This window comes from Empedobacter sp. R132-2, from assembly GCF_030324375.1.
Classification (GTDB): Bacteria; Bacteroidota; Bacteroidia; order Flavobacteriales; family Weeksellaceae; genus Empedobacter; species Empedobacter falsenii_B.
Map to the genome: position 1 here is coordinate 15,471 of NZ_JACAGG010000023.1, position 19,971 is coordinate 35,441.

General features: G+C 32.1%; 20 protein-coding genes and 6 tRNA genes. 10 read left to right on the forward strand and 16 right to left on the reverse strand.

The features are described from left to right. Positions 1–18: 18 nt before the first annotated feature. The gene (locus HXZ69_RS10755; protein WP_286495943.1) at positions 19–531 is read right to left on the reverse strand and encodes a gamma carbonic anhydrase family protein; all 513 of its coding nucleotides are present in this window, start codon (positions 529–531) and stop codon (positions 19–21) included. A 59-nt stretch (positions 532–590) separates the two neighbouring features. Between HXZ69_RS10755 and HXZ69_RS10760 the strand changes: the two genes are divergently transcribed. Next, a complete protein-coding gene (locus HXZ69_RS10760) occupies positions 591–1,472 on the forward strand; it encodes a NifU family protein (protein ID WP_038333605.1) in 882 nt (293 codons plus the stop codon). Positions 1,473–1,541: 69 nt separating this feature from the next. On the opposite strand, the gene HXZ69_RS10765 is transcribed toward HXZ69_RS10760, so the two are convergent. The 3 genes from HXZ69_RS10765 to HXZ69_RS10775 all read right to left on the reverse strand — a co-directional run bounded on the left by HXZ69_RS10765 (position 1,542) and on the right by HXZ69_RS10775 (position 4,040). Beyond that, a complete protein-coding gene (locus HXZ69_RS10765; protein ID WP_125348839.1) occupies positions 1,542–2,117 on the reverse strand; it encodes a hypothetical protein in 576 nt (191 codons plus the stop codon). 84 nt (positions 2,118–2,201) lie between these two features. Then, on the reverse strand, positions 2,202–2,984 hold the full coding sequence (locus HXZ69_RS10770) for a hypothetical protein (RefSeq protein WP_280049999.1): 783 nt from the start codon (positions 2,982–2,984) through the stop codon (positions 2,202–2,204). Positions 2,985–3,020: 36 nt separating this feature from the next. After that, a complete protein-coding gene (locus HXZ69_RS10775; protein WP_286495944.1) occupies positions 3,021–4,040 on the reverse strand; it encodes an isoaspartyl peptidase/L-asparaginase family protein in 1,020 nt (339 codons plus the stop codon). 114 nt (positions 4,041–4,154) lie between these two features. Here HXZ69_RS10775 and HXZ69_RS10780 point away from each other — a divergent pair, with 114 nt between their 5' ends. The 5 genes from HXZ69_RS10780 to HXZ69_RS10800 all read left to right on the forward strand — a co-directional run bounded on the left by HXZ69_RS10780 (position 4,155) and on the right by HXZ69_RS10800 (position 9,163). Continuing rightward, entirely contained in the window at positions 4,155–5,189 is a 1,035-nt protein-coding gene (locus tag HXZ69_RS10780; RefSeq protein ID WP_286495949.1) for an AI-2E family transporter, read from the forward strand. A 23-nt stretch (positions 5,190–5,212) separates the two neighbouring features. Next, positions 5,213–5,644, forward strand: a complete 432-nt coding sequence (locus HXZ69_RS10785; RefSeq protein ID WP_286495950.1) for an acyl-CoA thioesterase — start codon at positions 5,213–5,215, stop codon at positions 5,642–5,644. A 93-nt stretch (positions 5,645–5,737) separates the two neighbouring features. Beyond that, positions 5,738–6,223 (forward strand): SixA phosphatase family protein, encoded by a 486-nt coding sequence (locus HXZ69_RS10790; RefSeq protein WP_038336593.1) that lies wholly within the window; start codon positions 5,738–5,740, stop codon positions 6,221–6,223. Further along, complete coding sequence (gene ppk1 / locus HXZ69_RS10795) at positions 6,220–8,286, forward strand: polyphosphate kinase 1 (RefSeq protein WP_286495951.1); 2,067 nt, start codon at positions 6,220–6,222, stop codon at positions 8,284–8,286. Before HXZ69_RS10790 ends, ppk1 begins: the two co-directional genes overlap by 4 nt. Beyond that, positions 8,276–9,163: a Ppx/GppA phosphatase family protein gene (locus tag HXZ69_RS10800; RefSeq protein WP_219034770.1), complete on the forward strand. Its 888-nt coding sequence runs from the start codon at positions 8,276–8,278 to the stop codon at positions 9,161–9,163. The genes ppk1 and HXZ69_RS10800 overlap by 11 nt, the downstream gene beginning before the upstream one ends. A 95-nt stretch (positions 9,164–9,258) precedes the next feature. Here the strand turns inward: HXZ69_RS10800 and HXZ69_RS10805 are convergent. The 4 genes from HXZ69_RS10805 to HXZ69_RS10820 form a co-directional block, all read right to left on the reverse strand. Next, a tRNA-Ser gene (locus HXZ69_RS10805) sits at positions 9,259–9,343 on the reverse strand. A 131-nt stretch (positions 9,344–9,474) separates the two neighbouring features. Next, on the reverse strand, positions 9,475–9,882 hold the full coding sequence (locus tag HXZ69_RS10810; RefSeq protein ID WP_219034769.1) for a hypothetical protein: 408 nt from the start codon (positions 9,880–9,882) through the stop codon (positions 9,475–9,477). Positions 9,883–9,967: 85 nt separating this feature from the next. Continuing rightward, positions 9,968–10,699 carry a YebC/PmpR family DNA-binding transcriptional regulator gene (locus tag HXZ69_RS10815; RefSeq protein WP_219034768.1) on the reverse strand — a complete coding sequence of 244 codons (732 nt, stop codon included), beginning with the start codon at positions 10,697–10,699 and terminating at the stop codon, positions 9,968–9,970. 95 nt (positions 10,700–10,794) lie between these two features. Next, entirely contained in the window at positions 10,795–12,903 is a 2,109-nt protein-coding gene (locus HXZ69_RS10820; protein WP_219034767.1) for a M3 family metallopeptidase, read from the reverse strand. A gap of 225 nt (positions 12,904–13,128) precedes the next feature. Here HXZ69_RS10820 and HXZ69_RS10825 point away from each other — a divergent pair, with 225 nt between their 5' ends. From HXZ69_RS10825 to HXZ69_RS10835, 3 genes are read left to right on the forward strand one after another with little or no spacing between them, the layout of a single operon-like run. Continuing rightward, entirely contained in the window at positions 13,129–13,773 is a 645-nt protein-coding gene (locus HXZ69_RS10825; RefSeq protein ID WP_115001319.1) for an NUDIX hydrolase, read from the forward strand. Positions 13,774–13,792: 19 nt separating this feature from the next. Beyond that, on the forward strand, positions 13,793–14,677 hold the full coding sequence (locus tag HXZ69_RS10830; protein ID WP_038334575.1) for a lysophospholipid acyltransferase family protein: 885 nt from the start codon (positions 13,793–13,795) through the stop codon (positions 14,675–14,677). Between the two features lie 18 nt (positions 14,678–14,695). Further along, positions 14,696–16,048, forward strand: a complete 1,353-nt coding sequence (locus HXZ69_RS10835) for a UDP-N-acetylmuramate--L-alanine ligase (RefSeq protein WP_115001321.1) — start codon at positions 14,696–14,698, stop codon at positions 16,046–16,048. 392 nt (positions 16,049–16,440) lie between these two features. On the opposite strand, the gene HXZ69_RS10840 is transcribed toward HXZ69_RS10835, so the two are convergent. From HXZ69_RS10840 to HXZ69_RS10850, 3 genes are all read right to left on the reverse strand, one after another. Then, a complete protein-coding gene (locus HXZ69_RS10840) occupies positions 16,441–17,265 on the reverse strand; it encodes a helix-turn-helix domain-containing protein (RefSeq protein ID WP_286495953.1) in 825 nt (274 codons plus the stop codon). A 19-nt stretch (positions 17,266–17,284) separates the two neighbouring features. Continuing rightward, positions 17,285–17,611 (reverse strand): DMT family transporter, encoded by a 327-nt coding sequence (locus tag HXZ69_RS10845; protein ID WP_280051706.1) that lies wholly within the window; start codon positions 17,609–17,611, stop codon positions 17,285–17,287. Positions 17,612–17,685: 74 nt separating this feature from the next. Further along, on the reverse strand, positions 17,686–18,339 hold the full coding sequence (locus HXZ69_RS10850) for a hypothetical protein (RefSeq protein WP_286495955.1): 654 nt from the start codon (positions 18,337–18,339) through the stop codon (positions 17,686–17,688). Between the two features lie 218 nt (positions 18,340–18,557). On the opposite strand from HXZ69_RS10850, the gene HXZ69_RS10855 reads away from it, so the two are divergent. Beyond that, positions 18,558–19,316 (forward strand): 5'-methylthioadenosine/adenosylhomocysteine nucleosidase, encoded by a 759-nt coding sequence (locus tag HXZ69_RS10855; protein WP_280063251.1) that lies wholly within the window; start codon positions 18,558–18,560, stop codon positions 19,314–19,316. A 98-nt stretch (positions 19,317–19,414) separates the two neighbouring features. Here the strand turns inward: HXZ69_RS10855 and HXZ69_RS10860 are convergent. The 5 genes from HXZ69_RS10860 to HXZ69_RS10880 all read right to left on the reverse strand — a co-directional run bounded on the left by HXZ69_RS10860 (position 19,415) and on the right by HXZ69_RS10880 (position 19,898). Beyond that, positions 19,415–19,495: transfer RNA gene (locus tag HXZ69_RS10860), tRNA-Tyr, on the reverse strand. Positions 19,496–19,527: 32 nt separating this feature from the next. Then, positions 19,528–19,601, reverse strand: a tRNA-Thr gene (locus HXZ69_RS10865). A 41-nt stretch (positions 19,602–19,642) separates the two neighbouring features. Then, positions 19,643–19,719, reverse strand: a tRNA-Thr gene (locus HXZ69_RS10870). Positions 19,720–19,726: 7 nt separating this feature from the next. Beyond that, positions 19,727–19,807: transfer RNA gene (locus HXZ69_RS10875), tRNA-Tyr, on the reverse strand. A 17-nt stretch (positions 19,808–19,824) separates the two neighbouring features. Further along, positions 19,825–19,898 (reverse strand) — tRNA-Thr (locus tag HXZ69_RS10880). Positions 19,899–19,971: the final 73 nt, after the last annotated feature.

Consider the following 19,971-nt stretch of genomic DNA (forward strand, 5'->3'; position numbering starts at 1 on the left):
TACAGACTGAGCTTTCTTTTATTTATACCAACTACTATACATCAAATAATTATTGGCGATTCTTTCTATTTCGCCTTCTTTCAATTCTTTTGGAACATCTTTTATTTTTTTCGCTGGAATTCCAGCCCATAATTCTCCTTCTTTTACATGCGTTCCTTTGGTTAAAATTGCACCAGCAGCAATCAAAGAATTAGATTCAACAATGCAATCATCCATTACAATTGCGCCCATTCCAACCAAAACATTATCATGTATTGTACAACCATGTACAATAGCATTATGCCCTATCGAAACGTTATTTCCAATTGTTGTTGGCGATTTTTGATACGTCGCATGTATCGTTGCGTTATCCTGAATATTTACTTTATTCCCCATTTTGATATAATGTACATCTCCACGCACAACTGCTGAAAACCAAATTGAGCAATCATCTCCCATTTCTACCTCTCCTACAACCACAGCATTATCCGCTAAAAAGCAGTTTTCACCGAACTTTGGCGTATGCCCATTTAATTCTTTAATTATTGCCATAACAAAATCTATAATTCTAATGATAAAGATACATTTTTATAGCGTATTTTTGTAGAACTATGAGAGTATACGAAGAAATTACACCAAATAATAACGTGATGAAGTTCGTTTGTGACGAGACTTTAACACAAGGTGGCGTGGAATTCGATAAAGAATCTACAGCTACCGAATCTCCTTTAGCGCAAGTTTTATTGACTATACCATTTATTCAAAAAATATTTATCACAGCGAATTTTGTTGCGATAGAAAAAATAGATGCTGTTGATTGGGCTGATGTTACAGAAGATTTGAAAGAAATTATCAATGAACATTTAGAAGAAAATGCAATTTTAGCACCAATGAAAAAGGCTCCTATTTCTATTTATGCAGAAATGACGCCTAATCCTGCTGCGATGAAATTCGTTTCAAATTCTATGTTAGCGCCAGAAATCATCGAGATAAAATCGAGAGAAAAAGCTGCTGGAGTTCCATTAGCTGTTGCGATTTACAAAGAATATCCTTTTGTTGAAGAAGTTTTTATTGTTGATAATTATGTTTCTTTAACGAAAAACGAAACAGAAGATTGGTCACTTTGGGCGATGGATGTTCGTTCGTTTATTACGAATTATTTACAAGCTGGAGGTCCTGTTTTTGATGAATTTTATGAATTCACAACAGAAGCTCCTGAGCATGTTGTGGTAAAATCTGCTGAAGAGTTTTCTTCTGTTGAACAACAAATCAAAGCTATTTTAGACGAATATGTTCAACCAGCAGTTGCAAATGATGGTGGAAATATCGAATTAATTGAATTTGATGAAGAAACGAGAACAGCAAAAATGTTATTACAAGGTGCTTGTTCTGGTTGTCCGTCTTCTACAGCAACGCTTAAAAATGGTATCGAAGGTATTTTAAAACAAATGATGCCTGATGTTGTAGACAACGTTGAAGCTGTAAACGGATAAGATTAAACACATAGTATCAAAAAAATCCAACTCGTTTTGAGTTGGATTTTTTTATTTAATATCTCTCGATTATTCATCAAAAAAGTCGATAGAACGACGATAATTATAAAAAAATAACCTTCTGCGAGCTTCTAAATCATTGACACGAATCGACGAAACATCATCAATCTGAAAATACAAAGAGCCTTCGTCCGTTCCTTCCGAACCAATACATTTTAACTCGAAATCATCTTCAGTTAAATTCCGAATAAAACCTGCAAAACGACTATTGTTATTTAATTGAATACGTGATACATATTCGGTTTGATCATTTATTTCGCCTAAAATTTGACGAACCCAATTTTCTTCTGCTGTTGCATTAAATGTGATTGGATTTTCTTGATCCAAATCGGTGTGATGTTCTTTCAAATAATTGAGACATTTGCAGTAATCATCAACATCTATTCGACTAATTTTAAAATAAGGTTCGATTAAAATTCCATCTTTTTTACCATATTTCGAAATGTGTTGCATCGTAAAAAATTCGTCATTAAAATCTAAAATATATCCAGCCCAAAAATTATCTCCTTCGGGATCATTGTAAACGGCAATAATTGATTGATTTTCTTTTGAGTGTTGTAATATTTTATAGAAGTTAGAATTCATATTTCTTTGGGTTAAAAAGTCAAATTACGAATCTTTGTGGATAAAAAAAAGGTTCTTGATTATTTCAAAAACCTTTTCTTTCTATTAATTCGCTTTTCGGAAAATCGAAGCTTCATAACTTAATGATTGCCAATCTCCTTTTTGCAGATTATCTAATTTTATTTTTTTGTAGATATTTTCTTCTCCTGCAACTGTTATTGTAAATTGTGTACGATCTAAAATATTTTTTTCAGTAATTGTATAATTAATATCAAATTTCTTTTTTGTCAATTTCTCTACAATTGGTTTTAAATAAGCTATAGCAGCTTCAGAATTTTTGAATTGTTCGTTTTGTGGAAATTGCACATCAAAATATCCTTCGTATGTAAAATCTGGTTCTGTAATAATCAAATTATAAGGATCAGCAAACAAGGCTGGACGCTGTTTTTGGTATTCTTTTTCAGTTTTATATTGACGTTTTTCTTCTTTATAAATCAACGGATATTTATCAGCAAGAACAGCTAATTTATCGGTATCATAAGAATACGGAATTCCGTCATGAAAAACATTGTAGAAGGCAGGATTTACCAACCATTGATCGACAATTTTCTTATCTTTTACCATATAAATCATTACTCCATTATCTTGTGCTTGAAAAGTAGATGATTGATATCCATACTCCAAAATTGGTTTTCCTAATTGTATAGCCGCAGCATTTTCTAACATAAAATTAAACTTCTCATAAGCCTTTGTTTCATCGCTTAAAGGAGCCATTCCATATACTTTTGTCGAAGCATCTACATTTTTATCATTAATCATAGAGGTTACTTGCGCTGTTGCAAAATTTGCAAGAACAACAGTGGCTGTAAGTAAAATTTGTTTTATCATGTATTGTATATCTTTATTTTAAAATGTGTTCCAAATTTATTGATAAATTTCGATAGTTATCTTACCTGATTGTGTAATACTTCCGCGATACATTCCGGCAGTGTTAAAAGGAAAACTTGCTTGACCATTTTTATCTAAAATAATCATTCCGCCATCGCCTCCTAAATCACCAATTTTCTTAATAACTTCTTCACCAGCTTTTTTCGAAGAAAGTTTCTTGTAATTCATCAAAGCCGCAACATCATATGCCGCAACAGCTTTTATAAAATATTCGCCCCAACCCGTACTCGAAACACCAACTTCGCTATTTGCATACGTTCCAGCACCAATAATTGGCGAATCGCCTACTCGACCAAAACGTTTATTTGTCATTCCACCAGTCGAAGTTCCTGCCGAGATATGACCTTTATTATCCAAAGCAACTGCGCCTACAGTACCAAATTTTTCGTCAACAAAATTGAATGGAACATACGCTTGTGTTTTAGCATCATGGTCTAATTCCATTTTTTCTTTATCCTTTTCCAAAACTTTTTGAAGAGAATTCAAGCGTTCCTCAGTTTTAAAATAACTTGGATCAACAATTTCTAAACCTTGAGTTTGAGCAAATTCTTCTGCTCCTTTTCCAACCATCATCACATGAGCAGAATTTTGTAAAACAGCTTTTGCTGCTAAAATTGGATTTTTAATCGTTGTAACTCCAGCCACAGCACCTGCTTGCATTGTATTTCCAATCATCAACGAAGCGTCTAATTCATTTTTACCTTCATGCGTAAAAACCGCTCCTTTTCCTGCATTAAACAAAGGTGAATTTTCCATTACTTTTATGGCTTCTATCACTGCATTTTCACTTTCGCCACCCTGTTTGATGACTTCATAACCTTTTGTCAAAGATTCAGCTAAAGCATCTCGGTACGCTTTTTCCTTTTCGGGTGTCATATTTTTTTTCAGAATTGTACCAGCACCACCATGAATTACCAAAACAACTTTGTCTTGTTTCGTTTGTGCATATGTAGAGATTGTCAAAACTGATAAGATTAAACCGACTATTTTTTTCATGTGTAAAATTTTATTCAACGTCTAAAAATAGAAAAGTTTATAGAAATTAACTATTTTTAGCATTGAATTTGATAACGAAATATCAACAACTGTTAATAAACAAATAAATTACCTATGAACTCTAATAAACACTATCTTTCTAACAATGTCTTGTTACAGTTAGCATTTATTGCAATAATACTTTTAGTTTTTGGATTAATTACCAAAAATCTTTTAGCATTTTTCCCTGGATTTCTCGGTGCTTTGTGTTTGTATGTTTTGCTTTTAAATCCTTTGCAATGGCTAGTAAAAGTAAAAAAATGGAACAAATTAGCAAGTGTAATTATCTTAATGATTAGTAGCGCGATTTTGATTATTGGAACTCTTTATTTATTAATTCAAATGTTAACGAATAAAGTAATGGTACTATTAAATGACACAGCTCAAATTAAAACAGATGTCAATAAAATTATTCAAATGTTGCAAACCAAATTTCATATCGATGTGTTTAGTGCAACAAACATTGAAAAAATAACACAAGTTGGAGGTAAATTATTAGAAAAAACACTGAATGCTTCAATGGATATGACAGTTCAGTTGGGGGTTGCGTTCCTTATTTTGTATTTTATGTTGATGAATCATCAAAAACTTGAAAATTGGTTTTACAGAACTATTCCGCTTAAAACAAGTAATTTAGTGAAGATGAACAAAGATTTGAAAGATTTGGTCATTTCTAATGCAGTAGGTATGCCGTTAACAGCCTTTCTACAAGCAATTATTGCCTACATTGGATATCTTATTTTCGGAGTTGATGATGCCTTTACATGGTTTATTCTAACAATTTTTGCGGCGATGTTGCCAGTAGTTGGAGCAGCATTAATTTATGTTCCTTTAGCATTATTTCTATTAGCAAAAGGTGATTCAGGGCAAGCGATCGGATTATTGATTTATTGTTTTGTTATTGTTGGATTATCAGACAATTTGATTCGTTTAGTTTTACAGAAAAAAATGGCGGATGTTCATCCATTAATTACTATTTTTGGGGTAATCGTTGGTTTAAATCTATTCGGATTTATCGGAATTATATTTGGACCTATCTTATTTTCAGTATTCTTTTGGTTAGTCAAATTGTACAAATACGAATTTATTGATCCAAATCCTGAAGATTAATTATTATTAAAAACCAATTAAAAATGAGTATAGAAAACTTTAAATTCTTTAAACCTTTAGAACCACGTTGGAGTGATTTTGATCCAATTGGTCATGTAAATAATGTATTTTATTTCGAATATTTCCAGATCGGTAGAGCCTATTATATGATGGCTTCGAGTAAAAAATGGCAATGGACGCGACACATGTTTGTTATTGCGCATATGGAAGCGAGTTATCAAAAAGAATTACGTCCAAATGTGATAGAGCCCCGTATTGGTGTACGAGTTACAAAATTAGGAAATAAGAGTTTCGATTTTGAATATATTGTCACAAGTAAAAGCGAAAATGGCGAAGATGTTATTCATTGTATCGGAAAAAGTACACAAGTAATGTACGATATGGAAGAGAAAAAATCGATGGAATTGCCAGATTGGGTAAAAAATGATTTTAAGAATTACGAAGGTAATCTTTAGAAAATAATCCTAAAAAAAATACAACAGTAGTTAAGTCTTTTCATTAGATAATGATTAGATTTAACTACTTTTTCTTTTTAAACTCGTTGCGTTATGAAAAATTTGTTTTTAATGCGTCATGCAAAAAGTAAATGGAACGAAAATGTTTCAGATCAATTTCGTTCTATCACAGAGATTGGTGAATTCAAAACGAAGAAAGTAGCAAATTATATTCATCAAAATTTTGAATTGAAATTTGATCAAATATTTTCGAGCAAAGCAGTTCGAGCAAAAGAAACTTCTCTACTTGTCAAACCTATTTTATTTCCTAATCAAACCATTCATATCGAAGATGATTTGTATACTTTTTCGCATTATTTATTAGACAAATGGATTAGAAATTTGGATAATGAATTGCAAAATGTTCTTATTTTTGGACATAATCCTGCGTTTACAGATATTACCAATCAGTTAGGAAATGAAATGATTTACAATCTTTCGACTTCTGGATTTGTCTGGATACAGTTTGATTCTGATAATTGGAAATCGATTCAAAAAGGAAAAACTATAAAAATAATTTTACCTAAAGAAATTAAATGAAAAAATATATAAACCGCGAAATCAGTTGGCTTTCTTTCAATGCGCGCGTGTTGCAAGAGGCTTCTGACGAAACAGTTCCGTTGTTAGAACGAATTCGTTTTTTAGGAATTTATTCGAACAATTTAGATGAATTTTATTCGGTTCGATATTCTACAATTTTGCGCTCGATACAGTTCAAAGATGTAGAAATTGTTTATCAAAATATTGTACCAGATCAAACGGACGAAGAATTGATCGATGAAATCAATGAAATTGTGCGTCAGCAGCGAGTCCAGTACGATGATTTGCATAATCAATTATTCAAAGAATTAGAGAATCACAATATTTTTGTGATAGATGATACATCGATTCCTGAGAATTATTTAGAATTTATTTCCGAATATTTTTACAACGAATTTATTCATACGGTTGGAGTTTTTATTTTAGATGATATTAAAAAAGCACCGCCTTTACGCGATGGATCGTTCTATTTAGCGGTGAAAATGCAATTAAAAGACAAAGTTCAATATGCACTTTTGATTGTTCCAACGCATTTATTTTCGCGTTTTATTGTGCTTCCAAAGTATGATCAAAATACGTATGTCATGTATTTGGAAGACATTATTCGTTTTCATTTGAAAGATATTTTCAAAATGTTTGATTTCGAAACAATTGAAGCACATTCCATCAAAATTACACGAGATAGCGAACTTGATTTTGATAACGATTTAGAACATAGTTTATTAGAAAAAGTCATCAATAGTTTAGAAAATCGTAAAAAAGGTGTTCCTGTCCGATTGGTTTATGATGCTGAAATTGCACCAGATACGTTGAAATTTTTCTTGAAAAAATTACGATTAGATGAATATGATAGTATCAATCCGGGTGGAAAATATCACAACAAACGAGATTTGATGAGCTTTCCAAGCTTTGACATTCCAAATTTAACGTACGAAAAAATAAAACCAATTATTCAGAAAAAACCTTTTGAATATAACAGTTATTTTCAGGCTTTTACGGAAAATGAGGAAATGATGATGGCGCCTTATCACGATTATTCTTTGTTGTTAAAATTTCTTCGAGAAGCTGCAATTGACCCTAAAGTAACCAAAATAAAAATTACAATTTATCGTGTTGCAAAGGATTCGCAAGTGATGCATTCGTTGATAAACGCAGCGATGAATGGAAAAGAAGTAACAGCTGTTTTGGAACTTCGTGCGCGATTTGATGAATCGAATAATGCGATGTGGTCGAAAAAATTGCAAGAAGCTGGTGTGAATGTTATTTTTGGGGTTCCGGGACTGAAAGTACATTCGAAAATTGGTTATATCGAACGTAAACCAGAAGGAATGTTGGCGCAGAAATATGTGTTTATTAGCACAGGAAATTTTCATGCAGGAACAGCAAAAATTTATACAGATTATACGTATTTCACAACCAATCCGGGAATAACAAAGGATGTTGAACAGATTTTTAAATTTTTCGGAGCTAATTATTTGAACTTAACGTACAATCATTTATTGGTTTCACCTTATGGAACACGTAAAAAAATTGTCAAGATGATTAAACGAGAAATCAAAAATCATCAAGCTGGTTTACCTGCGGAAATCAACATGAAACTAAACAGTTTAAGCGATAAACAAATCATTGATTTATTGTATAAAGCTTCTCAAAAAGGAGTAAAAGTCCGTTTGGTTGTGCGTGGAATTAATTGTTTGATTCCTGGAGTTAAAAATCTTTCCGAAAATATTGAATGTGTCAGCGTTATTGATAAATTTTTGGAACATCCGCGTGTGTATTGGTTTAAGAATGCAGGCGATGACAAAGTTTATATTTCCTCTGCAGATATGATGGAACGTAATTTGGATAATCGTGTGGAAGTAGCGTGTCCGATTTACGATCATAAATTCAAAAAAATAGTTATGGATACGTTTAATTTGAGTTTTGAAGATAACGTAAAAGGTCGCCAAATAATGGCTGAATCTTCTTTAGAATACAAACGAAACAATAAAAAACCAAACCGCTCTCAGTTTATGACCTATGAATATTTTAAAAAATTAAACGAACAAGAAAATGAAGATTAGAAAATTAGGAGCAATAGATATTGGATCTAACGCCATGCGATTGTTGATTAATTATGTTTACGAAGAAGAAGGTCGTGCGCCAATTTTTAATAAAACCAGTATTGTGAGAATGCCTATTCGTTTGGGACACGATGTTTTTATTGATGGACAAATTTCCGAAACAAATATAGATCGTATCTGCGATGCTATGTTGTCTTATGCATTGATGATGAAGGTTTATGATATTGAAATCTATAAAGCTTATGCAACTTCTGCCATGCGCGAAGCCAAAAATGGAAAAGATGTTGTAAAAAAGGTGATTAAAAAATCTGGAATTAACATCGAGATTATAGATGGAAAAACCGAAGCTGAATTACTTTTTAATACAGAATTAGGTGATTTTATACAAGACGAAAAAATCTATTTGTATGTAGATGTTGGTGGTGGTAGTACCGAATTAACATTATTAAAAGATAATAAGGTTTTTACGTCAAAATCTTTTGAAGTAGGAACTGTACGTTTGTTGGAAAATAAAGTTTCACCAAATACTTTTAACGAAATGAAACAATGGATTCACGAAAACATTGGTGATGATGAAGTCGAATTAATTGGTTCTGGTGGAAATATTAACCATGTATACAAATATTCAGGCGTAAAACTGGGAATGCCTTTGAGTAGTGTTTATGTCAAAAAACATTATCAAATTTTACAAACGATGACTGCTGAAGAACGTATGCAGAATTTCAATATGAAACCCGACCGTGCTGATGTAGTGGTTTATGCATTAGAAATTTATAGTAATGTACTAAAATGGTCGCATGCAAAGAAAATTCATGTTCCGAAAATTGGACTTTCGGACGGAATTATTCGAAAAGTATATAAAGATTTAGAAAAATAAATACTTCTATTATAAGGTCAGATTAATCTGGCCTTTTATTTTGATTAAAATTTTATAAAACAAAAAAAAGCTTGAACAAATGTTCAAGCTTTCAGCGGAGAGTGAGGGATTCGAACCCCCGGAGGTGTGACCCTCAACAGTTTTCAAGACTGCCGCATTCGACCACTCTGCCAACTCTCCAATAACGCAGTCTACTGCGGTATTGCGAGTGCAAATATAGAACGCTTTTTCGAATTTGCAAACCTTAATTTAAAGTTTTTTTAATACAAAAACATAGTTTATTCAGTATCAAATAAATATTTTAAAAAAAATTATACAATAACGACCAAAGCTATCTGAATAAGGAAACCAAGCGTAAAAAACAAAGCGGCAAACTTCAATAAAGTAAAACGAAAAGTTTCATTCAAGATTAATTTATTGACCAATGGTTTCGAGATTTTTTCGTCCAAAAGCTTTTCTACTTTTTTATAGAAAATCAATAATAAAATTATAATCATTATAACAACGACAAATACAAAAAAAGAACTCATCGAATGATAAAACATCACTCCCATCGCCATTCCTAATACAGCTAATATTAATTGTGGCAACTGATTAATTGCTTTCCGAATCATTTCTTCGGTTTTACTTAACCAATCAGCTCCAAGAATTTCTGGCGCAGCCATCCAAAATGCAAGAAATTGCAATATCAAACCAAGTAAAGTAAAAATTTTTATCATTCTCAAAAATTCAATTATAGTTAAAGATAAAAAAAACCGTTTAAAATAAATTAAACGGTTTTCATATTATTCTTTTCAAAAAAGATTATTCTTCCTCTTCTTCGTCTTCTTTCATCGTATGATAAACGTTATTTACGTCCTCATCTTCATCAAATTTCTCTAACAATTTTTCGATGTCAGCTTTTTGTTCTTCTGTTAATTCTTTTGTTGTTTGTGGAATTCTTTCAAATTCTGATGAAATAATTTCATATCCACTTTCTTCCAAAGATTTGAAGATTGTTCCGTAATTCTCAAAAGGTGCAATTAATACAATTCCATCTTCATCCTCAAAAATCTCCTCTACTCCAAAGTCAATCATTTCAAATTCTAATTCCTCTAAATCTAGATTTTCAGGTTTTTGAATCTTGAAATTACAGATATGATCAAACATAAATTCAACAGAACCTTGCGTTCCTAATTGTCCATTACATTTACTGAAATAAGAACGAACGTTAGCTACTGTACGATTGTTGTTATTTGTAGAAGTTTCAACTAAAACGGCAATTCCGTGAGGTCCATAACCTTCAAAAATAACTTCCTTATAGTTTTCTGTATTTTTATCAGATGCTTTTTTGATTGCGCGTTCGATATTATCTTTAGGCATATTTACAGCCTTCGCATTCTGAATTACCGCGCGAAGATGAGAATTTGAATGCGGATCAGGTCCTCCTGCTTTTACTGCCATTACGATATCCTTCCCAATTTTAGTAAACGCTTTAGACATTGCTGCCCAACGTTTTAATTTACGTCCTTTTCTAAATTCAAATGCTCTTCCCATTTATACTTGTTTTAATAGTTGCAAATTTATTCATAAAACGAAAAAAATCCAAGAACTATGTCTTGGATTTTTAAGTTGTTAATATTTTAGAATAATTATTTCAATCCGTGGTATTTCAACATTGGTTCAATTGAAGGATTTTTACCTCTAAAATTTTTGTAAATCACATTCAAATCATCCGAATTCCCTTGAGAAAATACTTTATCTCTCAAAATTTGACCATTTTTACGTGACATTCCTCCATTTTCTATTGTCCATTCGTAGGCATCATGGTCTAACATTTCTGCCCAGATATATGCAAAATATCCCGCTGCATATCCTCCACCAAAAATATGGCTAAAATAAGAAGAACGGTAACGAGGCGGAACTTGTGGTAAATTTGTTTTATTATCAATTAAGGCTTGTTTCTCAAAATCGTCTACGCTTGTGATTGTTTTATCGACAGAAACAGTGTGCCAAGATAAATCTAAAGCCGCAGCAGAAAGTAATTCTGTTAACGTATAACCTTTGTTAAAGTTAGATGCTTTTTTCATTTTTTCTACCAACACATCAGGAATCGCAGCTCCTGTTTGATAATGCTTTGCATAATTTTTTAGGATAGATGGCTCCGTTACATAATGCTCGTGAAATTGAGATGGAAACTCTACAAAATCTCTTGAAACATTTGTTCCAGATAAAGTTGGATATTTTTGATTCGCAAAGAAACCGTGCAATGCATGTCCAAATTCGTGGAAAGTTGTTACCACATCATCATACGAAATCAATGCAGGTTGACCATTTGCAGGTTTTGTGTAGTTTCCGACATTATAAATAACAGGTTTTGTGCCAAATAAGTGCGATTGCTCCACGATATTACTCATCCAAGCTCCCCCTTGTTTAGAATCTCTTTTGAAATAATCTGTATAAAATAATCCCAATTGCGAACCATCTTCATTAAACAATTCGTACACTTTTACATCTTCATGCCAAGTTGGTATATCTGTACGTTTTTTGAATGAAATTCCGTACAATTCTTTCGCCATAAAGAAAATTCCATTCTCTACAACTGAATCTAAAACGAAATAAGGTTTCATTTCATTTTCGTCGATATCATATTTCTCTTTACGAACTTTCTCCGCATAATAGTTCCAATCCGCAGCTGTTAATGTATTTGCTGGATTTTCTTTCTTCGCTAAGGCTTCAAATTCTTTTGCATCTTTTTGTGCCATTGCAGTTGCTGCCGGAATCATTTGATTTAAAATTCCTTTTGCTGCTGTAGGATTTTGCGCCATTTGATCTTGCAAATTCCATTCTGCATAATTTGCAAAACCTAATAATTTAGCTTTCTCCGCACGTTTTTTAACCAAAGTTAAAATTGTATAACGTGTATCATTTTCGTCTTTTTTCTCTGTTCTAATCCAAGCTGCATCAAATAATTTTTTTCTTGAAACTGCATTGGTCATATTTTGTAATTCAGGTTGTTGCGTTGTATTCAATAAACTGATTAAATATGTACCATCAGCTTGTTTGAAAGCCTCTAAATCAGCATCACTCAAACCAGCTAATTCTTCTTTCGTAAAAGTAACGCCACCAGATTTTGTTCCTTTTAATAATTGATTGGAGAATTTAGTTTCTAAAGAAGCGATTTCTCCATTCAATTTTTTCAATTCATCTTTTTGTGCAGCAGATAAATTTGCGCCAGCCAATTCAAATCGTTGATAATATACATCTAACAAACGAGATGACTCTTTATCTAAATTCAATGATTTTTTATTGTCATGTAAAGTTTTTACACGTTGAAATAATTTATCATTCAAATAAATGGCATCGCTATGAGCCGCAAATTTAGGCGACATTTCCTCCTCAACTGCTTGCAACGTTTCGTTTGTATTTGCTCCAGTCAATAATCCAAAAACATGATTAACTCGTGTTAATAATTGACCCGATTTTTCCATCTCAACTAATGTATTTTCGAAAGTTGGTGCTTCAGAATTATTCGCAATTTTATTGATTTCGACTAATTGTTCAGTCATTCCTTGCAACAAAGCAGGTTTGAAATCTTCGTTTTTAATTTTCGAAAAATCAGCAGTTTGATAAGGCAAAGTGCTCACTTCAAAAAAAGGATTTTTATCGTTCCACATACTATTTGTTGACTTTTCGCTACAAGAAGTGGTTAGGATTGACGATCCAACCATCATTCCGTAAAAAAGTTTTTTATTAAACATTTTTATAATTTTTAGACCTAACGAAGTTAAAACTTATAATGTTAAATTTCAAAAATATTCAATTTTTCATTCAAACAATGGGAAATATTTAAGCTAAATCTTAAAAGTTAAATAATTAATAAACCTTACCGAAAAGGTTGAATTTTCTTCAACGAAAATAATTATCTTTGAAAAAGAGTGAGGAAAAATTTCACTCTTTTTTATTACCCTAAAAATCAATCCATTTTGTATTTAGATTTAGAAGAATTAAAATATTTATTAGCTGAAAGTGTTGAAGAATTGCCAAGTTGGGAATCACACCAAAAGCTTTCACCTCCATATCGTCAAAAATTTGATTTAGAATATGTAAAACGTACCAATCCTAGAAGTGCGTCTGTGATGATTTTATTGTATCAAAACGAAGATGGAGAAGTTGAATTCCCAGTAACCATGCGTGTTTCTTACGAAGGAGCGCATTCGCATCAGTTTTCTTTGCCAGGTGGACAATTTGAAGAACAAGATATTAGTTTTGACGAAACTGCTATTCGCGAAACTATGGAAGAACTTGGTGTAGAGTACGAAAACATTGAGATTGTAAGACAATTGAGCGAAATGTATATTCCGCCAAGTAATTTCTTGGTTTATCCTTACATCGGAATTTATCATGGAGAACCACATTTCAATCCAGATGAGCGCGAAGTACAATACGTTGTTCCATTAAATTTGGAAGCTTTTTTGAATGCTGATTACGAAGTTTTTGAGAGAGAATTTTCTGGTCAAGTTGTCGAAATTCCTGGTTATAACATTGGTGATGATGAATTTCTTTGGGGCGCAACGGCAATGATTTTAGAAGAATTTAAAGATTATCTAAAAATCGTATTAAATTTGTAACTTAAACAATTAAGAACTCGTGTCTCAAAAAGCAAAGAAAAAGAACGCATTTCGCGATTCATTTGGACATTTATATTTCCTAAAAAGGACGTTAATTTTCTTATTAGGATCATTTACTTATAACCGTTACAATGGTTTTAATAAATTAAAAGTTAGCGGTACAAAAAACTTGGTTCATTTGCCAGCTCAAAATGTATTATTCGTTTCGAATCATCAAACTTATTTTGCTGATGTTTTCGCGATGTATCATGTATTTTGTAGTGTAAAAAATGGTTTTATTGATACCATCAAAAATCCAATTTATTTACTTAATCCTAAGATTGACTTTTATTACGTTGCCGCTGAAGAAACAATGAAAGATAATCTTTTGACGAAATTATTCGCCTACACAGGAGCGGTTACCGTAAAAAGAACGTGGCGTGCAAAAGGAGAAAATGTAAATAGAAAAGTAGATTTAAGCGAAATTAACAATATTGATATTGCGTTGCAAAGTGGTTGGGTAGTAACATTTCCGCAAGGGACTACAACTGCGTTTGCACCTGGTCGTCGTGGAACTGCACATTTAATCAAGAAAAATAAACCAATTGTAATTCCAGTTGTAATTGATGGTTTTCGTAGAGCTTTTGATAAAAAAGGTTTGCGTATTAAAAAACGTGGAATTAATGCGACAATGACATTCAAAGAGCCTTTGGAAATCGATTATGAAAATGATTCGAGTGATGCAATCATGAAAAAAATTATGAATGCAATTGAGCAAGCACCAGAATTTAATAAAGTTCGACCAATGGACGAAATTCTTGCTGAAAATAGTGAAAAATCATTGGATGATTATTTGAATGAAGACGACGAAGAGTTTGATGATTTCGAAGAAATGGGCTACGACGAAGAAAATAAAAAAGACTAAAAGAATACAACATACAAAATGAAAAAAGTTCATTTTATTGCAATTGGTGGAAGTGCAATGCACAATTTGGCGATTGCTTTGCACGAAAAAGGATATCAAGTAACAGGTTCTGACGACGCAATTTTCGAACCTTCGAAAACACGTTTGGACCAACGTAGAATTTTACCAGAAGAAATGGGTTGGTTTCCAGAAAAAATTACAACAGATTTAGATGCTGTGATTTTGGGAATGCATGCTCACGCTGATAATCCTGAAATGTTACGTGCTCAAGAATTAGGTTTAAAAATCTATTCATATCCAGAATATTTGTACGAACAATCAAAAGATAAAACGCGTGTTGTAATTGGTGGTTCGCATGGAAAAACGACAATTACATCAATGATTCTTCACGTTTTGCATTATCATAATATCGATGTTGATTATATGGTTGGTGCGCAATTGGATGGTTTTGATGTGATGGTAAAATTGACAGAAGACAACGAATTTATGATTATGGAAGGTGATGAATATTTATCATCTGCCTTAGATCGTCGTTCAAAATTCTTGTTGTATCAACCAAATATTGCGTTGATTTCAGGTATTGCTTGGGATCATATCAATGTTTTTCCAACGTTTGCAGATTACACTTCTCAATTCTCAAAATTCGTAGAATCTATCGTGAATGGAGGTGCTTTAATTTACAACGAAACAGACGAAGAAGTTGTTAAAGTGGTAGAAGAAACGGAGAAAGCAATCAAGAAATTCCCTTATCATTTACCAGAACATTTTATCGAAAATGGAATCACTTTTATCGAAACAGAAGATGGACCAATTCCCTTAGAAGTCTTTGGTAATCATAACTTGATGAATTTAGAAGGTGCTCGTGCAATTTGTAAACAATTAGGTGTAATGGATGATGATTTCAACGAAGCAATTCAATCATTCAAAGGAGCATCTAAACGTTTGGAATTAATTAATCGTACTTCTGATTTTGTTGCGTATAAAGATTTTGCCCATGCGCCAAGTAAAGTAACTTCAGTTACGAATGCAGTAAAAGAACAATATACAGATAAAACAGTTGTAGGATGTTTAGAAATCCACACCTATTCGTCTTTGAATCCTGAGTTTTTGGTGCAATACAAAGGTGCTTTAGACAAAACTGATATCAAAATTGTAATGTATAGCCCAGAAGCATTAGAAATAAAACGTATGGAAATGATTTCTCCAGAAGATATCAAAAAAGCCTTTGGAGATGATTCTATTTTGGTATTTACAAATGGTGAACAATTGCAAGATTATATCGAAAGTTTAGATAAAAAAGATAAAGTATTTTTGATGATGAGTTCAGGAAACTTTGGTGGAGTAAACTTGAATGAATTATTTAAAGCATAAAAAATCACCTTTTTTTGAAAGGTGATTTCCACTTAAATATCTATAAAATATAGAAAAAGAGAACTTAATTTTTTAGGTTCTCTTTTTATTTTTTGTCAAATGGTCAAAATAATCATTTTGGGTTTTGGATTACTTCTTTTCAAATATCAGTAAACTTAGAACTATTTTAAACTTTTTCGGAACTATTAATTTTAAAAACATTATTTTAGAAAAAAACAGAGGTGATATAAACTTTTAGTAATACTCTACTCACTTTTGTTAGTTTTCCCCATCAAAAAACAACTCTGTTTTTACTATAAAATTATAGTGACCATTTTGATAGTAACAAAGATGATAAAAATCAAGATTAAAAAAAAGTTTAAAAAGTAGCCTAAAGATGTCCAAAACGGAAGTTATTGTAAATTTTTTCTAAATTGAGTTGGACTAATTTTTAAATGTTTTTTGAAAAAATTTCCGAATGAATATTGGTCAGAAAAGTTTAACTCATTCGAAATTTCTGAGATTGTTTTAGTTGTTTCACTCAACAATACTTTCGATTCGCGAATCACAACAGAACTGATTAATTCTTTTGTCGTTCTACCAGTTATTGATTTGCAACATTCAGTTAAATATCTAACTGTAATATTCAGTTTATCTGCATAATATTTTGCATCTCTATTTTCTGTATAACCCTTATTTAAGTCATTCAAAAAACGCTTTACAACATCATCTTTTCGCGTTCCTTTTCTTACAGTAATTGTTTGTTGTTTTGAAAGTTCGCTAAACGTTGTGTAAACAATCGCATAAAATAAATTGAATTGTAAATAACGCACGAATTTGGTCGATTTCTCTTGCAAACGCAACTTTAACTGCAATAAAAGTTCTATTAAAGCAGAAAATTCTATTTCATTGAAATGATAATTATTGACTCTACTTTCACCAAAAAATTGGTTATATTCATAACCACTCAAATCGATAATCGACGTATCTAAAATCTTTTTGGTTAAGACTAAACTCAATAATTCTAAATCAGATGATTTTGAAATTATTTGATAAGATTTATTAGGTTCTGGGAAGAAAACATCGTGTTGTTTAAGTTTAATTTTTTGATCATTTTGAAAAATAATTAAATAACCATGTTGAATAAAAATCGTTTGAATCAAATCTTTTTTCAAACGTTTATTCTCGACAGTTTGCTGAATAAATTCCTCTTGATCAAAAACATTAAAACTCTCCATAAATCAACACAATTTTCAGTTAATTTGACACAAATTTTAATCCAATAATTGAGCAGATTAAAGTCGTTAAAAAGAAAACACGCCAAAAACTTGCTGGTTCTTTAAAAATAAAAATTCCGACCAAAACTGTTCCGACCGCTCCAATTCCCGTCCAAACAGCATAAGCCGTTCCGATTGGTAATGTTTGCGTTGCTTTTACCAACAAAACCATGCTCACCGTTAAGAAAAATAAAAAACCACCATACCATAAATACGTTTCATTTCCGGTTGCTTCTTTTGCTTTTCCAAGACATGATGCGAAACCGACTTCGCACAATCCTGCGATTAGTAAAATTACCCAATTCATTTTTTACTGATTTGTTTATAAAAATTAAGACTACAAAAAATTGTAGCCTTAAAATTAATTATTTATTTTTTGAATTATTTACCGAAACTATCGCTAAATTCTACTTGACCTTTGATGTGTACTTCGCTCCATGTTTTAGAAACGCCATCTGCACCTTTGTGTAATTCGAAACAAGCCTGATTAAGAGCTTCCATGGCTTTTCCTGTATTAAAATCCATCAAATCAACATCTGTTTCAATTGTGAAAACATTGTTCTCAAACTTCGATTTTACTTCGTATTCTTTAGAAGCATTATTCAATGTTAAATTCAAAAAAGTTTTACCATCTCTGAAATGTAATTGACCTTTGATTTCGCTTGTATTAATCATATTTCCGAACAAAATATCTTTCAATTTTTGGTCACGATCAATTTGATCAGAATTTAATGTCGCAACTGTCGCAATAATATTTGCACCTTCTAAAACTTCTTGAGGCGTTTTTCCATCTTCTTTTGCGTCTTTCACCAAAACAACATCAAAACGTCCTGAAACAGCCACTTTTTCTGTCGTTTTATAAGCGGTCCACTCAACTCCAGATTTTCTAATTACACCTTCTACAATTTCCGTTGGTTCTTCCACTGTAACAGCAGTTTTAGCAGGTTGTTCAACTGGTTTTTCTTCTGTTTTATTCGTACAATTCATCAGCATTACTGATGCACAGCATATAATCGCTGTAGATAATTTTTTCATTTCAAACTTTTATGCTACAAAAGTACAACAAGCCAAGACTAATTCACAATTGATTTTTAACATATTCTGAAAAAACTCTACTTTTGTAACATGATAAAAAATCTTCTAAATACATGTTTGATTATCATTTGTTTGCCATTTATCTTAATTTATGAGATTTATTGTTCGGTTTACAAATACAGAAAATAAATTGGTAACTTCGCTTTCAAATTGAAAAGATGAGCGAAAGAATAATAGGAATAATGGGCGCTATACCGCAAGAAATAAACGGTGTAGTCAATTTATTAACAAACAAGCAAGAACATAAAATTGGTCGAAGAAGTTATTTTACTGGAGAATTAAACAATCAAAAAGTTGTGGTCGTTTATTCTCGTGTTGGTAAAGTTGCTGCCTCTGCTACAGTTACAACTTTAATCCTTGAATTCAAAGTTTCTGAATTGATTTTTACAGGTGTTGCAGGTGGAATTCATGCTGATGTAAAAATTGGAGATATTGTGTTAGGACAAAGTTTGATTCAACATGATATGAATGCACAACCTCTTTTTCCTGCATATGAAATCCCAATGTTAGGAAAGGCTTATTTTGAGGCTGATTCTTCTCAATTAGAAGTTGCGACAACAGCTATTTTAGAAATTTTAGAAGAACAACATTTGCATAATGTGATTTCTGAAAAAGATTTGGATAAATTTAATATTCATCAACCTCAACTACATGTTGGCTTAATTGGTTCTGGAGATTTATTTTTCTCGACAAATTCTCAGAAAGAAAAATTACAACAAAACTTACCCGAAATGCTTTGTGTCGAAATGGAAGGCGCTGCTGTAGCACAAGTTTGTTATGAATTTGATATTCCTTTTATCATCATCAGAACAATATCAGACGATGCCGACGATCATTCTACATTAGATTTTAATAGTTTTATAGAAAAAATTTCGAATGTATATTCAATAGAGATTATTAAGAACATCATCAAGTAAAAAGTCCTTTAAAAAGGGCTTTTTTATGATGCACACATTAATAAAAAAAATCATCAAAAGATTTGATGATTTGCTTTCCAAATATTTAAAATGGATTGTGGGGAGAGCAGGATTCGAACCTGCGAAGGTTACCCAACGGATTTACAGTCCGTCCTCGTTGGCCGCTTGAGTATCTCCCCGCCTAATAATAAAGTATTCTTCAAAAAAGAAGAGCCGATAGAGGGACTCGAACCCACGACCTGCTGATTACAAATCAGCTGCTCTAGCCAGCTGAGCTACATCGGCGATTTTTTATTTTTGTTTTAAAAGTAAAATATAAACTTTTTTGGAGCCGATAGAGGGACTCGAACCCACGACCTGCTGATTACAAATCAGCTGCTCTAGCCAGCTGAGCTACATCGGCTTTTTAGTGGGGAGAGCAGGATTCGAACCTGCGAAGGTTACCCAACGGATTTACAGTCCGTCCTCGTTGGCCGCTTGAGTATCTCCCCGACCTATATTTTTGTTGAGCCGATAGAGGGACTCGAACCCACGACCTGCTGATTACAAATCAGCTGCTCTAGCCAGCTGAGCTACATCGGCAAAAATATTATTATTTGAATATTTCAAATTGAAAACAGGAGATTCATTTCTCGAAAGAAGTGTTGTTCCTTTT

Bases quoted from the DNA above. Each gene is read 5' to 3' on its own strand.
- HXZ69_RS10755 (WP_286495943.1), bottom strand. From the start codon at position 531: ATGGCAATAATTAAAGAATTAAATGGGCATACGCCAAAGTTCGGTGAA.
- HXZ69_RS10760 (WP_038333605.1), top strand. From the start codon at position 591: ATGAGAGTATACGAAGAAATTACACCAAATAATAACGTGATGAAGTTC.
- HXZ69_RS10765 (WP_125348839.1), bottom strand. From the start codon at position 2,117: ATGAATTCTAACTTCTATAAAATATTACAACACTCAAAAGAAAATCAA.
- HXZ69_RS10770 (WP_280049999.1), bottom strand. From the start codon at position 2,984: ATGATAAAACAAATTTTACTTACAGCCACTGTTGTTCTTGCAAATTTT.
- HXZ69_RS10775 (WP_286495944.1), bottom strand. From the start codon at position 4,040: ATGAAAAAAATAGTCGGTTTAATCTTATCAGTTTTGACAATCTCTACA.
- HXZ69_RS10780 (WP_286495949.1), top strand. From the start codon at position 4,155: ATGAACTCTAATAAACACTATCTTTCTAACAATGTCTTGTTACAGTTA.
- HXZ69_RS10785 (WP_286495950.1), top strand. From the start codon at position 5,213: ATGAGTATAGAAAACTTTAAATTCTTTAAACCTTTAGAACCACGTTGG.
- HXZ69_RS10790 (WP_038336593.1), top strand. From the start codon at position 5,738: ATGAAAAATTTGTTTTTAATGCGTCATGCAAAAAGTAAATGGAACGAA.
- ppk1 (WP_286495951.1), top strand. From the start codon at position 6,220: ATGAAAAAATATATAAACCGCGAAATCAGTTGGCTTTCTTTCAATGCG.
- HXZ69_RS10800 (WP_219034770.1), top strand. From the start codon at position 8,276: ATGAAGATTAGAAAATTAGGAGCAATAGATATTGGATCTAACGCCATG.
- HXZ69_RS10810 (WP_219034769.1), bottom strand. From the start codon at position 9,882: ATGATAAAAATTTTTACTTTACTTGGTTTGATATTGCAATTTCTTGCA.
- HXZ69_RS10815 (WP_219034768.1), bottom strand. From the start codon at position 10,699: ATGGGAAGAGCATTTGAATTTAGAAAAGGACGTAAATTAAAACGTTGG.
- HXZ69_RS10820 (WP_219034767.1), bottom strand. From the start codon at position 12,903: ATGTTTAATAAAAAACTTTTTTACGGAATGATGGTTGGATCGTCAATC.
- HXZ69_RS10835 (WP_115001321.1), top strand. From the start codon at position 14,696: ATGAAAAAAGTTCATTTTATTGCAATTGGTGGAAGTGCAATGCACAAT.
- HXZ69_RS10840 (WP_286495953.1), bottom strand. From the start codon at position 17,265: ATGGAGAGTTTTAATGTTTTTGATCAAGAGGAATTTATTCAGCAAACT.
- HXZ69_RS10845 (WP_280051706.1), bottom strand. From the start codon at position 17,611: ATGAATTGGGTAATTTTACTAATCGCAGGATTGTGCGAAGTCGGTTTC.
- HXZ69_RS10850 (WP_286495955.1), bottom strand. From the start codon at position 18,339: ATGAAAAAATTATCTACAGCGATTATATGCTGTGCATCAGTAATGCTG.
- HXZ69_RS10855 (WP_280063251.1), top strand. From the start codon at position 18,558: ATGAGCGAAAGAATAATAGGAATAATGGGCGCTATACCGCAAGAAATA.